This is a genomic window from Rhodobacter capsulatus, from assembly GCF_052363175.1.
GTDB lineage: Bacteria > Pseudomonadota > Alphaproteobacteria > Rhodobacterales > Rhodobacteraceae > Rhodobacter > Rhodobacter capsulatus_D.
In genome coordinates this window covers 1,344,535-1,358,213 of record NZ_CP198946.1, presented here as the reverse complement: position 1 = coordinate 1,358,213, position 13,679 = coordinate 1,344,535, and the positions used below count along the sequence as shown (strand labels likewise).

The 13,679-nt window shown below is 65.3% G+C and carries 16 protein-coding genes; 14 read left to right on the top strand and 2 right to left on the bottom strand.

Annotation, left to right across the window (positions count from 1 at the left end):
• Nucleotides 1-130: 130 nt before the first annotated feature.
• From ACTTAI_RS07555 to ACTTAI_RS07520, 8 genes are all read left to right on the top strand, one after another.
• Entirely contained in the window at nucleotides 131-1,099 is a 969-nt protein-coding gene (locus ACTTAI_RS07555; protein ID WP_444455175.1) for a Hint domain-containing protein, read from the top strand.
• A gap of 100 nt (nucleotides 1,100-1,199) precedes the next feature.
• Complete coding sequence (rpiA, locus tag ACTTAI_RS07550) at nucleotides 1,200-1,985, top strand: ribose-5-phosphate isomerase RpiA (protein ID WP_444455174.1); 786 nt, start codon at nucleotides 1,200-1,202, stop codon at nucleotides 1,983-1,985.
• Complete coding sequence (locus ACTTAI_RS07545) at nucleotides 1,954-2,448, top strand: hypothetical protein (protein WP_444455173.1); 495 nt, start codon at nucleotides 1,954-1,956, stop codon at nucleotides 2,446-2,448. Before rpiA ends, ACTTAI_RS07545 begins: the two co-directional genes overlap by 32 nt.
• Before the next feature lie 44 nt (nucleotides 2,449-2,492).
• The gene (gene gorA, locus ACTTAI_RS07540; protein ID WP_444455172.1) at nucleotides 2,493-3,845 is read left to right on the top strand and encodes a glutathione-disulfide reductase; all 1,353 of its coding nucleotides are present in this window, start codon (nucleotides 2,493-2,495) and stop codon (nucleotides 3,843-3,845) included.
• A gap of 65 nt (nucleotides 3,846-3,910) precedes the next feature.
• On the top strand, nucleotides 3,911-5,089 hold the full coding sequence (gene hflK, locus ACTTAI_RS07535) for an FtsH protease activity modulator HflK (protein WP_444455171.1): 1,179 nt from the start codon (nucleotides 3,911-3,913) through the stop codon (nucleotides 5,087-5,089).
• On the top strand, nucleotides 5,086-5,994 hold the full coding sequence (hflC, locus tag ACTTAI_RS07530; protein WP_444455707.1) for a protease modulator HflC: 909 nt from the start codon (nucleotides 5,086-5,088) through the stop codon (nucleotides 5,992-5,994). The genes hflK and hflC overlap by 4 nt, the downstream gene beginning before the upstream one ends.
• Nucleotides 5,994-6,185, top strand: coding sequence for a DUF2065 domain-containing protein (locus ACTTAI_RS07525; protein WP_444455170.1), 192 nt, complete (start codon nucleotides 5,994-5,996; stop codon nucleotides 6,183-6,185). Before hflC ends, ACTTAI_RS07525 begins: the two co-directional genes overlap by 1 nt.
• Nucleotides 6,186-6,306: 121 nt before the next feature.
• The gene (locus ACTTAI_RS07520; protein ID WP_444455169.1) at nucleotides 6,307-7,803 is read left to right on the top strand and encodes a DegQ family serine endoprotease; all 1,497 of its coding nucleotides are present in this window, start codon (nucleotides 6,307-6,309) and stop codon (nucleotides 7,801-7,803) included.
• Nucleotides 7,804-7,854: 51 nt separating this feature from the next.
• Here ACTTAI_RS07520 and ACTTAI_RS07515 read toward each other — a convergent pair whose 3' ends face one another.
• Nucleotides 7,855-8,457, bottom strand: coding sequence for a peptidoglycan-binding domain-containing protein (locus ACTTAI_RS07515; protein WP_444455168.1), 603 nt, complete (start codon nucleotides 8,455-8,457; stop codon nucleotides 7,855-7,857).
• A gap of 165 nt (nucleotides 8,458-8,622) precedes the next feature.
• Here ACTTAI_RS07515 and fdxE point away from each other — a divergent pair, with 165 nt between their 5' ends.
• The 6 genes from fdxE to ACTTAI_RS07485 all read left to right on the top strand — a co-directional run bounded on the left by fdxE (nucleotide 8,623) and on the right by ACTTAI_RS07485 (nucleotide 13,133).
• The gene (fdxE, locus tag ACTTAI_RS07510) at nucleotides 8,623-8,946 is read left to right on the top strand and encodes a ferredoxin FdxE (protein WP_444455167.1); all 324 of its coding nucleotides are present in this window, start codon (nucleotides 8,623-8,625) and stop codon (nucleotides 8,944-8,946) included.
• Nucleotides 8,947-9,283: 337 nt separating this feature from the next.
• Nucleotides 9,284-10,168 carry a formyltetrahydrofolate deformylase gene (purU, locus tag ACTTAI_RS07505; RefSeq protein WP_444455166.1) on the top strand — a complete coding sequence of 295 codons (885 nt, stop codon included), beginning with the start codon at nucleotides 9,284-9,286 and terminating at the stop codon, nucleotides 10,166-10,168.
• Nucleotides 10,169-10,435: 267 nt separating this feature from the next.
• Nucleotides 10,436-11,728, top strand: coding sequence for a lipoprotein-releasing ABC transporter permease subunit (locus tag ACTTAI_RS07500; RefSeq protein ID WP_444455165.1), 1,293 nt, complete (start codon nucleotides 10,436-10,438; stop codon nucleotides 11,726-11,728).
• A complete protein-coding gene (locus ACTTAI_RS07495; RefSeq protein WP_444455164.1) occupies nucleotides 11,721-12,404 on the top strand; it encodes an ABC transporter ATP-binding protein in 684 nt (227 codons plus the stop codon). The genes ACTTAI_RS07500 and ACTTAI_RS07495 overlap by 8 nt, the downstream gene beginning before the upstream one ends.
• Nucleotides 12,401-12,721, top strand: coding sequence for an arsenate reductase family protein (locus ACTTAI_RS07490; RefSeq protein ID WP_444455163.1), 321 nt, complete (start codon nucleotides 12,401-12,403; stop codon nucleotides 12,719-12,721). Before ACTTAI_RS07495 ends, ACTTAI_RS07490 begins: the two co-directional genes overlap by 4 nt.
• A 130-nt stretch (nucleotides 12,722-12,851) precedes the next feature.
• The gene (locus tag ACTTAI_RS07485) at nucleotides 12,852-13,133 is read left to right on the top strand and encodes a helix-turn-helix transcriptional regulator (RefSeq protein ID WP_444455162.1); all 282 of its coding nucleotides are present in this window, start codon (nucleotides 12,852-12,854) and stop codon (nucleotides 13,131-13,133) included.
• Nucleotides 13,134-13,279: 146 nt separating this feature from the next.
• On the opposite strand, the gene ACTTAI_RS07480 is transcribed toward ACTTAI_RS07485, so the two are convergent.
• Entirely contained in the window at nucleotides 13,280-13,486 is a 207-nt protein-coding gene (locus ACTTAI_RS07480) for a cold-shock protein (protein WP_055212694.1), read from the bottom strand.
• Between the last annotated feature and the right edge of the window lie 193 nt (nucleotides 13,487-13,679).

The following is a 13,679-nucleotide window of genomic DNA, read 5'->3' as shown; positions in this document are numbered from 1 at the left end:
GCCGCTTCTCACCTTCGCGGCACGCCGGTCCGGCGGTTGCGCCCGCCACCCCGAAATTTTACAGATGCACGAAGACGTTAAGCCCTGTTTCACCGATTTTGGCGATACTGCCCGAAAGGCGGGAGATGCCATGCCGACACTCTGTTTCTGGCCGCTCACCGATGTCACCTCGACTGGCCCGGATCCTTTCGGCTCGGTTCCCGGCGCCGAGGAAGCGGCGCTGGGGCGGGCCCATTTCGCATTGCGCCCCGGGGCGGCGATGCGCTTCATCGACCTGTCCGATCACGGCGGGGCCGCGGCTGACGCGCAAGTGATCGAGCCCGATGTCTCCTATCTGATCCGGCCGCTCGCGTCGGAGGATGTGGCCGATACTGCCGTCGTGCATCTGATCGACACGCCCGCCACCGGGCGCGGTCTGGCCTCGTCCGAACGGCTCAAGCCCGGCCGGGCCTATCGCATCACCGGGCTCGAGGCCGAGGGGATGCTGACCCCCTTTGCCAGCCAGTCGATCTGCTTTGCCGCCGGAACCCTGATCGCCACGCGGCGTGGGCCGAAACTGGTCGAGGAATTGACGCCAGAAGACCCGCTGCAGACTTCGGACAATGGCTATCGCCCGGTGCAATGGGTCGGGCGCTGGCGTGTCGGCGGCATGGGCGCCGCGGCGCCGGTGCGCTTCGCGCCGGGGGTGCTGGGCAATGACCGGGCGCTGTTCGTCTCGGGGCAGCACCGGGTGCTGATCCGCCCGACCACCGGCCCGCTTGCCGGGGAAGAGGTGCTGGTCGCGGCGAAGGCGCTCGTCGGCCTGCCGGGCATCGCCCGCGCACCGGTGGCGCGGGTCGAATGGGTGCATGTGATGATGCCCACGCATGAGGTGATCTTTGCCGAAAACGCCCGCGCCGAAAGCATGCTGGCCGGGCACAAGACGATGATGGTGATGGAACCGACGCAGGCCAAGGCGCTGCGCCAAAGCCTGAGCCACGATCCTTTCACCGGCCTGCCCGCGCGCCCGATCGTGCCCACGCCGAAGGTCGAGAAACTGATCTTGCAGCACCGCCGCGGCCATGCCCCCCTTGAAAGCGCGGGGCTGATGCGGCGCTGAGACATCCGCCCCGGCCGGGGCGCAAAATTCCCTCGCACGGGCTGTGGCCCTTGGGTATAACGTCGCCGAACATTCCAAGGTCCGAGCGACAGGAGCTGCCATGCCCGCCGAGCTTTCCCCCATCGACAAGGCGAAATTCGCCGCCGCGCGCCGTGCCGTCGATTTCGTCGAGGACGGGATGAAGGTCGGTCTTGGCACGGGCTCCACTGCCGCCTGGATGGTGCGCTGCCTCGGCGAGCGCGTACGCGAGGAAGGCCTGCGCCTCGTCGGGGTCCCGACAAGCACCCGCACCGCGGATCTGGCGCGTCAGGTGGGCATCTCGGTCGTCGGTCTGGACGAGGCGAAATGGCTCGATGTCACTATCGACGGCGCCGATGAATTCGACGCGCAGCTGCAGCTGATCAAGGGCGGCGGCGGCGCGCTGTTGCAGGAAAAGATCGTTGCCACGGCCTCCGACCGGATGATCGTCATCACCGATGCGTCAAAGGAAGTGGTGAACCTTGGCGCCTTTCCGCTGCCGGTCGAGGTCGTGCCCTTCGGCTGGCAGACCACCCGCGCGCTGATCGAGGAAATGCTGATCGCCACCGATGTTCTGGGGCGGCAGACGACGCTGCGGCTGAATGGCACGCAGCCCTATATCACCGACGAGGGTAACTATATCGTCGATCTGCACCTCAACCGCATCGGCAACGCGCGGTCTTTGGCGGTGGCGCTCAACCAGATCCCCGGCGTGGTCGAGAACGGGCTGTTCATCGACATCTGCGACATGGTGATCATTGGCGGCGCCGAGGGCCAGGTCGAGCTGCGCGATATCAACGCGGGCACGATTGCCCATGAACGGATTGAGTTTGCCGATGACGAGAACATCTTCGCCGACCTCGACTGAGACCCGCCCGGATCTGGTGATCCCCGGCCGGTCGGTGCTGCCCTTGGTGATGGGGGCGGTGATCGGCGTCATTGGCGTGGTGCAGATCATCACGCCGATCCTGACCCTGGCCGCGTTTTTCGGCGAGGGGTTCAGCGACGACATGATCCTGAACGCGATCGTCGGCGCGGTGGGCGCGTCTCTATGCTTCTATCTCGCCTGGGTGGTGCTCTCGGTGCCGCGTCCGGTGCTGGTCTTCCGCGCCGACCGGGTCGAGATCGGCAAGCTTTTCGGCAAATACGCCACCGTCCCCTATGCCGAGATCACCGGCGAGGGCACCCCGGCCCCGGCGGGCAAGGCCCCGGTGCGCAAGCGCGAACTCTCGGTGCCGGGCTGGGTGATGACCGCTCAGGAAAACGCCGCCTGGCAGGCGGAACTGGCTGCCCGGGCGCCCGCCCTTGCCGGAACGGCGGCGCGGGGCTAAGTCCTTAGGCGCGGCATCCGGCCGCGGCTTGGAAAGGACGGCAGATGGCATTCGATTTCGACCTCTTCGTGATCGGCGGGGGTTCCGGCGGTGTGCGGGCAGCCCGTATCGCGGCTGGCTATGGCGCACGGGTTGCGCTCGCCGAAGAAGATCGGATGGGCGGCACCTGCGTCATCCGCGGCTGCGTGCCGAAGAAGCTGATGGTCTTTGCGTCGGGCATGCCCGCGGCGGTGGCCGAGGCCCGCGCCTATGGCTGGGACGCGGCGATCGGCGATTTCGACTGGGGTGCGTTCAAGGGCAAGCTGCATGCGGAACTTGACCGGCTCGAAAAGATCTACCGCGCCGGGCAGCAGACTGCGGGCGTGACCGTGCACAACAGCCGCGCCAGAGTGAAAGGCCCGCACGAGGTGCAACTGGCCGATGGCACGGTGATCAGCGCCAAGCACATCCTGATTGCGGTCGGCGGCCGCCCCTTCGTGCCCGATTTCGAGGGCGCCGAGCATGTGCTGACCTCGAACGACCTGTTCCATCTGCCCGCATTGCCGAAGCGCCTGCTGATCGTGGGCGGCGGCTATATCGCGTCCGAATTCGCCTGTGTCTTCAATGGGCTGGGGGTCGAGGTTGCGCAATGGAACCGCTCGGCCCTTCTGCGCAGTTTCGACACCGAATGCCGCGATCTGATCGTGGCGCAGATGCAGGCGCGTGGCATCGACGTGCATGAAAACGTCATCATCGACCGGGTGACGAAGACCGAAACCGGCGTCGTTGCGCATTGCGGCGATGGCCGGTCGCAGGAATTCGATGCCGTGGTCTATGCCACCGGGCGGGTGCCGAACACCGCCGGGCTGGGTCTTGAAGCCGCGGGCGTCAAGCTCGCCGCGAATGGCGCGGTGCTGGTCGATCAGTGGTCGCAGACCAATATCCCCTCGATCTTTGCCGTGGGCGATGTGACCGACCGCATCAACCTGACCCCCGTCGCGATCCGCGAGGGGCATGCCTTTGCCGACACGATCTTTGGCGCGAAGCCGCGCGCGACCGATCACGAGCTTGTCGCCTCGGCCGTCTTCACCCGGCCCGAATTCGGCACCTGTGGCCTGTCCGAGGAAGCCGCCCGCAAGGCCGGTCCGATCGAGGTTTATACGAGCGCCTTCAAGCCGATGCGCTCGGGCTTTGCCGGGGCACAAGAGCGCGTTTTGATGAAACTGATCGTCTGCAAGGACACGCGCAAGGTGCTGGGCTGCCACATCGTCGCGCCGGAAGCGGGCGAGATGATCCAGATGGCCGCGATCGCGATGAAGATGGGCGCGACCAAGGAACAGTTCGACGCCACCTGTGCGGTGCATCCGACAATGGCCGAGGAACTGGTGACGATGCGGGCACCGACCCGTCATTCCTGAGCGAAGCGGTTGACATTGCGCAAACAATCCCCACTTCGGGGCAAGAGCATTCGAAAGAGGACAGCATGACCAACGGAGGACCCTGGGGCTCGGGTGGCGGTGACGACCGCGAGCCGCCGCGCCGCCCCGGCCCGCGCCAGCCAAACGACAACGCGCCCATTCCGGAAATTGACCAGATCGTGCGCAAGGGCACAGAACAACTGCGCGTGCTGATGGGCGGACGCGGCGGCAATGGCCGCCCCGGCGGCGGGCGCGATGACGGCCCGGCCTTCACGCTTGGCACGCTCGCCATTGGTGCTGCGGCGCTGGCGGCGGTCTGGGCCTGGACCTCGTTTTACACGGTGCAGCAGAACGAACGCTCGATCGAGCTGATGTTCGGCAAATATTACGCCACCGGCAATCCGGGCCTGAACTTCGCGCCCTGGCCCGTGATCTCGAAAGTGGTGATCCCGGTCACCGACGAACGCACCACCGAAGTGGGCACCGGCCGCGCGCGGCCGATCAGCTCTTCGGAAAGCAGCGACGGCGCCTTTGCCTCAAACCGCAGCAGTGCCGATTTCGTCACCGATTCCGGGCTGATGCTGACGCGCGACCAGAATATCGTCGATGTCAGCTATCAGATCGTCTGGAACGTCTCGGACCCGTCGAAATTCCTGTTCAACCTCGCAGATCCGGAAGACACGATCCGCGCCGTCAGCGAATCCGCGATGCGCGACATCATCGCGCGGTCCGAACTGGCGCCGATCCTGAACCGCGACCGCGGCACCATCGCCTCGGATCTGCGCACGGCGGTGCAGACGACGCTCGACAGCTATGCCGCGGGCATCAACATCGTGCGGGTGAACTTCAACCGCGCCGACCCGCCGCGCGAAGTGATCGACAGCTTCCGCGACGTGCAGGCCGCGCAGCAGGAACGCGACAAGCTGGAGAAAGAGGCCGACGCCTACGCCAACCAGGTCACCGCGGGCGCCCGCGGTCAGGCCGCGCAGCTGGTGCAGCAGGCCGAGGCTTACCGCGCCGAAGTGGTCAACGACGCTCAGGGTCAGGCCGCGCGCTTCACCTCGGTCTACGAGGAATACCGCAAGGCCCCCGAGGTGACGAAGCGGCGGATGTTCTACGAAACCATGAGCCAGACCCTTGGCGGGGTGAACAAGGTGGTGATCGACGGGCAATCGGGCACCGTGCCCTATCTGCCGCTCGACCGGCTGCGGCCCGTGCAGACGACGAACGGGGGGACGAACTGATGAAAGCGCAATTCGTGATCCCGCTCGCGATCATCGCGGTGGGGCTGGGGCTGTCGTCAATCTATACCGTGGACGAGCGCGAAAAGGCGCTGGTGCTGCAATTCGGCGAAGTCACCGCGGCGCGGACGGAACCGGGCATCGGCTTCAAGATCCCCTTCGTGCAGAACGTGGTGAAATATGACGACCGGATCATCAGCCTGACGACGCAACCGCTTGAAGTCACGCCGCTCGACGATCGTCGTCTGGTGGTCGATGCCTTCGCGCGCTGGCGCATCGTCGATGCGGTGAAATTCCGCGAAGCCGTGGGCGATGGCGGCGAAAGCTTTGCCAAGAACCGGCTCGACGGCATCCTGAACAACGCGATCCGCGAAGTCATGGGCTCGGTGCCCTCGACCGCCGTTCTGTCGAACGACCGCACCGCGCTGATGAACAAGATCCGCGACATCGCCAAACGCGAGGCGAATGCGCTGGGGGTTGATGTGATCGACGTGCGGCTGACGCGCACCGATCTGCCCGAGCAGAACCTCGCCGCGACCTATGCGCGGATGCGGGCCGAGCGTGAACGCGAGGCGGCGGATGAACGCGCCCGCGGCGGCGAAGCCGCGCAGCGTGTGCGGGCCACGGCCGATCGCGAGGTGGTCGAACTCACCTCGGAAGCGCGCAAGCAGGCGGAAATCGTGCGTGGTCAGGCGGATGCCGAACGCAACCGGATCTATGCGGAAGCCTATGGCAAAGACGAAAGCTTCTTCGCCTTCACCCGGGCCCTGCAATTCTATGCCGAAAGCCTGAAGCCGGGGACTTCGTCGCTGGTGACGGAACCTGGCAGCCTCTACTTCGACTATGAGCGCTTCGTGAAATCGCTCGACGCGGGCGGCGCGCCTGCGGCCCCGGCGGCCGGCAACTGATGGCGGCGGTTTTTACCGCTCTGGGCCTTGTGCTCGTGATCGAGGGGCTGGCACTTGTGCTGGCCCCTTCGCGCATCGAGGAGGTGCTGGCGCTTCTGGCCAGCATCGGCCCGGTCGGACGGCGCCGGATCGGTCTTGCCGCCGTCGCCGCGGGCGTGGGCATCGTCGCGCTGGTGCATGCCTTCACATGAGCCTCTCCACCCTCTCACATCGAAGTGACGCCCCGCGACGGGCTTTCATTTGAACGGCGTGACGCTTACGCTTTTATTCAGGTCAAGCCGGAACACCGGCCAAGGACCACGGGAGACCCGCATGACCAAGACTGCCCTTTCCCTCACCACCCCGCGTCTTGCCCGACCGATCCTGATCGCGGCGCTGCTGTCGACCGCGCTCAGCCTTTCGCCTGTGGCGATGACGCCCGCGCTGGCCGGACCGGTGCCCGAAAGCTTCGCCGATCTTGTCGAACAGGTGAAACCGGCGGTGGTGATGATCACCACCTCGACCACGGTTTCCGAACCCGCAGGCGGCATGCCAAACTTCCCGCCGGGCTCGCCGTTCGAGGATTTCTTCAAGGAATTCGGCATGCCGAACGGGCCGCAGGGCGGACCGCAGCGCCAACACCGTGCCGATGCGCTCGGCTCGGGCTTCGTGATCTCGGAAGACGGCTACATCGTCACCAACAACCACGTCATCAAGGGCGAGGATGGCAACGCGGTCGCCGATGAAATCTCGATCGAATTCGCCAATGGCAAGAAGCTTGACGCGAAGATCATCGGCACCGATCCAAAGACCGACATCGCGCTTTTGAAAGTCGAAAGCAAGGAGCCCCTGCCCTTCGTCAATTTCGGCGACAGCGACAAGATGCGCGAAGGCGACTGGGTGATGGCGATGGGCAACCCGCTTGGCCAAGGCTTCTCGACCTCGGTCGGCATCGTCTCGGCGCGCAACCGCGAACTGAGCGGCACCTATGACGACTACATCCAGACCGACGCCGCGATCAACCGCGGCAACTCGGGCGGGCCGCTGTTCAACATGGACGGCACGGTGATCGGCGTGAACACGGCGATTCTCTCGCCCAACGGCGGCTCGATCGGCATCGGCTTCTCGATGGCGTCGAACGTGGTCTCGAAGGTCGTCGGCCAGCTCAAGGAATTCGGCGCCACCCGCCGCGGCTGGCTGGGCGTGAAGATCCAGGACGTGACCCCGGACATGGCCGAGGCGATGAACCTGGCCACGCCCGAGGGCGCGATGGTCTCGGAAGTGCCTGAAGGCCCGGCGAAAAAAGCCGGGATCAAATCGGGTGACGTGATCACCAGCTTTGCCGGCGCCGCCGTGAAGGACACGAAATCGCTGACCCGCCGTGTCGCCGATGCGCCGGTGGGCGAGGCGGTCGATGTGGTGGTGATGCGCGGCGGCAAAGAAGTGACGCTGCAAGTGACGCTGGGCCAACGCGAACTGGCCGAGAACAATGAGACCAGCACGAACGGCAACGATCAGGGACCGGGCGTCGCGGGCGGTGCGGTTCTGGGCATGTCGCTTTCGCCGATCACCGACACGATGCGGGCCGAGCGCAACCTGCCCGCGGATCTGACCGGGCTGATGGTGACCGATATCGACGAGACCGGCAGCGCCTTCGACAAGGGGCTGCGAGTGGGCGATGTGATCGTCGAAGCCGGTCAACAGCCGGTCGCCTCGCTTGCGGATCTGCAGGCGCGCGTGGCCGAGGCGAAGGATGGCGGGCGCAAATCGGTGCTCTTGCTCATTCGCCGCGATGGCGAGCCGCGCTTCGTCGCGGTGCCGCTGCAATAAGCCCGGCCAAACGGATCGAAAGGCACCCTTCGGGGTGCCTTTTCTTTTGCGCTACGGCCCTTCGGGCGTCTCGAGCCAGGACACAACGCCCATCTCGCGCGCGGCGCGCAGCGACAGTTCTGCACTCAGCAAGCCGCGTTGGGTCTGATAGCGCCGGATCGCCTCGCGCGTGGCAGCGCTCATCTTGCCGTCAAGCGGGCCGTCATAAAGCCCCCGCACCCAGAGCGCGCGTTGCAGGACCGCGATGCGCGCCTGCGTCATCTGCGACGCACAGACCGAGGCGAACCACATCCGCCCGCCGCCCGAAACGATGCGCGCTTGCGTGGTGGTGCGGTAGGTTGCGGGGGCGATCACAACGCCGGTCTTCGCGTCGCGGGTTTCGGGGTCGACGAGCACATGTTCGGTCACCGTCTCGACCACCGCCGGGCGGCGTTCTTCGGTGAAACAGCCCTTCGCTTCGGGTCCAGGGCGGGTTTTCAACCACTCGCCCGCCAGCGAATTGGCCGGGGGGGCAACAATCGGCGTGGGATCGGGCTCGGCCGCCTCGGTCGCGGGTTTGTCCCTCGTCGCGGGGGCGTCCGCCTCGGTGCACCCGGCAAGGGCCGCGCAAAGCGCGAGCAGGGCAAGGGTCGGGCGAGGCAGGGAAAAACGCATGTCGGGTCCGGGTCGGTGTCGGGCGCGACCATAGCGGCTTTACCCCGCGGCGCAAAGGGGGCGGGAGGGGGCAGCAAGGATGCGGCCAAGCGGCTCTGGCAATGCGAGCGCCTTTGTCCTAAAGGGAAAGCGGACCCAGCGCAGCCACAGGCACACGAGGATTTCATGGCGAAAATCATCTTCATCGAACACAATGGCACCCGTCACGAGGTGGATGCGAAACCCGGGCTGACGGTGATGGAAGCGGCGCGCGACAATGGCGTTCCGGGGATCGACGCGGATTGCGGCGGCGCCTGCGCCTGCTCGACCTGCCACGCCTATGTCGATGCGGCCTGGGTGGACAAGCTGCCGAAGGCGCTGCCGACCGAGACCGACATGATCGATTTCGCTTTCGAGCCGAACCCGGTGACCTCGCGGCTGACCTGCCAGATCAAGGTGACCTCGCTTCTGGATGGTCTGGTGGTGCATCTGCCCGAAAAGCAGATCTGATCTTTCTGCAAGGGCCGCCTTCGGGCGGCCTTTTCGTCGCACGCCGGGCTTTCGCCTCGGGCAGGCCCGAGGCGACCCACGGGGGGGGCTCCGCCCCCCGCACCCCCCGGCGTATTTTGCCAAGGAAAAGCCGAAACGCGCCCGGCATTGGCGCACTGGCGCCTGGGCCAGCACGCCTCAGCGCGGGGGGACGGCGCAGCCCTGAGCATTTGCGACACGCCTCGTGACGCATTTCGACGATCCGCTGTCGCATCCCGGCAGGCCCCTTGGCGCGGGGCGGGGAATATGTGCTAGACGCCTCCGAGACACTCTGTAGGGGCCGCGAAAGGAACCGGGAATGACGACCTATGTGCTGACCGTGAACTGCCACTCGACCCGCGGGATCGTGGCGGCGATTGCCAATTATCTGGCCGACAGCGGCTGCAACCTGACCGATTCGAACCAGTATGACGATCTTCTGACCGGTCAGTTCTTCATGCGCGTCACCTTCGTGTCGCAGACCGGGGCCACGCTTGAAAGCCTGAAGGCGGGCTTCGAGCCGGTCGCCAAGGAATTCGACATGGAATGGGCGATCCATGACGCCGAGAAGAAGGTCAAGGTCCTGCTGATGGTCTCGAACTTCGGCCATTGTCTGAACGATCTGCTCTATCGCTGGCGCATCGGCGCGCTGCCGGTCGAGATCGTCGGCGTCTTCTCGAACCACATGACCTATCAGAAGGTGGTGGTGAACCACGACATCCCCTTCCACCACATCAAGGTGACGAAGGAAAACAAGCCCGAGGCCGAGGCGCATCTCCTGGATGTGGTCGAGGAATCGGGGGCCGAGCTGATCGTTCTGGCGCGCTACATGCAGATCCTGTCGGACAAGCTCTGCCAGAAGATGTCGGGCAAGATCATCAACATCCACCATTCCTTCCTGCCGAGCTTCAAGGGCGCCAACCCCTACAAGCAGGCCTATGAGCGCGGTGTGAAGCTGATCGGCGCGACCTCGCACTATGTGACCGCGGACCTTGATGAAGGCCCGATCATCGAGCAGGAAACCGTCCGCATCACCCATGCGCAAAGCCCCGAGGATTACGTCAGCCTTGGCCGCGACGTCGAGGCGCTGGTGCTGGCCCGCGCGATCCATGCCCATGTGCAGCACCGCACCTTCATCAATGGCAACAAGACCGTGGTCTTCCCGGCCTCGCCCGGCGGCTACACGTCGGAACGGATGGGCTGAGCGGCGGTCCAAGGCGCGAACGCCCGAAGCGCAAGCGCAGGGCGGGGCACTTGCCAGACAGCGTCGGAAAGTGGGGGGGCTCTGCCCCCCCTTTTGGTTTCACCAAAAGCCCCCCCCGAGATATTTTTAGCAAGATAAAGGGGGCGCGAATTTCAAGGGAGGGACTGCCGAGGGCGCCCTTCCCCCGCCCTCGCGGCATCTTTACGCATCGTGGCTTGACCTTTGACCGCCCAGAGGCCAGCTTGCGCCGACTTCTGGGAGCGCTTCATGGCCACACGCACCGCGCCGTTTTCCGGCTTCGAATTCCTCATCGCCTGGCGCTACCTGCGCGCACGCCGCGCCGAGGGCGGCGTCAGCGTGATGACCTGGATCAGCCTGATCGGCATCATGCTCGGCGTGGCCGCGCTGATCATCACGCTCGCCGTGCGCGCGGGCTTTCGCGCCGAATTCGTCGACACGATTCTGGGCTCGAACGCCCATGTCACGGTCTATTCCGCACCGATGGAAGTGGCGCCCGACACCGACATCTTCTCCAGCCTGATGCCCGATTACGAGGCCCGCGCCGCACGGCTGCTGAAGGTGCCCGGCGTCACCCGGGCCGCGCCGCTGATCCGCGGGCAGGTGATGGCGACGATGAACGACCGCTCGAACGTCGCGGAGGTCTACGGGATCTCCTACGACAACCTGATGACCATTCCCCGCGTCGCCCATTCCGACCAGATCGAGGGCGAGATCGAAAGCTTCGGCCAGGGCATCGCCATGGGCTCGGAACTGGCGCGCGAACTGGGCGTGGCGGCGGGCGATACGGTCAAGCTGATCTCGCCCAATGGCGTGAAGACGCCGTTTGGCGTCTCGCCCCGGGTGAACGCCTATACCGTCGTCTACATCTTCACCGCCGGGCGCTGGGACATCGACCGCACCCGCATCTACATGCCCTTCGCCGAGGCGCAGAGCTTCTTCAACCGCGAGGGCGGCGCCGACGAGATCGAGGTCATGGTCAAGGACCCCGAACATGTCGACGATCTGACGCCCGATCTGATCGCGGCGGGGGGCGCGGGCACGATGCTCTGGAGCTGGCGCGATGCTTCGGGCAGCTTCCTGCGCGCGCTGACGATGGAGGACAACGTGATGTTCGTCATCCTGTCGGTACTGGTCTTGATCGCGACGATGAACATCACCTCGGGGCTGATCATGCTGGTGAAGAACAAGGGCCGCGACATCGGCATCCTGCGCACGATGGGGCTGACCGAGGGCTCGGTGATGCGGGTCTTCTTCCTGTGCGGGGCGTTTACCGGCACGATCGGCACGGCGCTTGGCGTCGGGCTGGGGGTGCTTTTTGCTCTCAACATCAGCCATGTGATGGATGCGGTGAACTGGATCAGCGGCGGCGGCGCCTGGGATCCGTCGATCCGCGGCATCTACGAGCTGCCCGCAAAGCTGCAACTCTGGGACGTGTCCAAGGCAGTGCTTCTGGCGCTTGGCCTGAGCTTCGTCGTGACGATCTTTCCGGCCCGTCGGGCGGCGCGGCTGAACCCGGTGGAGGCGCTGCGCTATGAATGACGTGCTGAAGCTGGAACAGCTGGAAAAGAGCTATAACCACGGCAAGCCGAATGCGATTGCGGTTCTCAAAGGCGCGAATCTGACCATCCCGCGCGGGCAGGTCGTGGCCCTTGTCGCGCCATCGGGGGCGGGGAAATCGACGCTTCTGCACATTGCCGGGCTGCTTGATACGCCCGATTCCGGGCGGGTAATCCTGCAGGGGCAGGACATGACCGGGGCAAAGGACGCCGCCCGCACGGCGGCGCGACGCGAGGCGCTGGGATTCGTCTATCAGTTCCACCACCTGCTGCCCGAATTCACCGCACTGGAGAACATCACCCTGCCGCAGCTGGCAAACGGCACAAGCCGCAAGGCGGCCGAGGCACGGGCGCGCGATCTTTTGGCCCGGGTCGGGCTGACAGAACGGGCCGGGCACCGGCCCTCGGCGCTCTCCGGGGGGGAACAACAGCGCGTGGCCTTCTGTCGGGCGCTGGCCAATGCCCCTGCCCTGCTGCTGGCCGACGAGCCGACGGGCAACCTTGACCCCGCCACCTCGGAGACGGTGTTCTCGGCGCTGATGGAACTCGTGCGGGCGACCGGGCTTTCGGCGCTGATCGCGACGCACAACCTTGAGCTGGCGGCGCGGATGGACCGGGTGCTGCGGCTTTCAGATGGCCAGCTGGTGGAGGCAAAATGATCGTTTACGGCATCAAGACCTGTGGCACGGTGCAAAAGGCGATGGCGGCCCTGACGGCGGCGGGCAAGGCCCCGGTTCTGCGCGACATCCGAAAGGAGCCGCTGACCGCGGACGAACGCGCAGAGTTCATCGCGGCCTTCGGCGAGAAGCTGATCAACCGCAGTTCGACCACTTGGCGGGCGCTCTCCGAGGCCGAGCGCATCGCACCGGTCGAGGTGCTCTTGCAGGCCCATCCGACGCTGATGAAACGTCCGGTGATCCGTGGCAACGGACTCACGCTTGGCTGGGACGCTGCCGCGCAAATGGCTCAATTATAACTCTTTATGACCACTGACACGTCCAACTAATCTCAAAGTTGCCGCGTCTTATAACTTCTGGATTATAGGTCGGCGCGCCTTTTCGCGCTACTTTTCCCATGGGGAAGAGGCGAGACACAGGCAGGACGTCATGACCGCAATTCCGAAGCTGCGGATAGAATATCCGCGGGAGGAAATCCGCTCACAATCGCAGAGCTTCTGGACGCAGCTCGCTTGGGTCAGCGCGGGAGCTTCGCCGCTGATGGCTTGGCGACGGGCTGCGCGGATGAGTGTGGCTGATCTTGCGCGGGCCTCGGGCGTTACTCCCGAGATCATCACGGCGATCGAGTCGCGCGATCACATCCCGAACCGGCTGGAACTGGTGGCCCTTTCGACCTCGCTTGGCCTCAGTGTCGGTGATCTTGAGGACTGAGCCCGGATCGGCCATCGATGCACTTGCAAGCCCTGCCTCGCGGTGGGGCTTTTCGTTTGACCGGGGACGCAGGGGGGCCGCGGGCGAGCAGGCAAGAAAAAAGCCCGCGTGGGCGCCGCGGGCCTTCTCGACGGCAGGAGCGTCGTTCAGAGAAGTTTCAGATCGCCCGCCGACGAGCGGCCGTCGCGCCCCGAGATCAGTTCGAAGCTGATCTTCTGGTTGTCGCTGAGCGACTTCAGCCCGGCGCGTTCCACCGCCGAGATGTGGACGAACACGTCCTTGCCGCCACCATCGGGGGCGATGAAGCCATAGCCCTTGGTGGTGTTGAACCATTTCACGGTTCCGGTAGCCATATCTCTCTCCTCGTATTGGCCCGACGCGACATTGCGCCAGAACGTGCAGCCAGGTCTTCCAAGTCTTCCGGCTGCCCCAAAAGGGAGCGGTAGGAAAGTCCAAGTTCACGCAAGGGGAAGCGTGCCATACACATTCCAAAAAGCAACGGCCAAAGCGCCGCAGGTGCTGATTTCAAGGCCTGCGACATTTTTG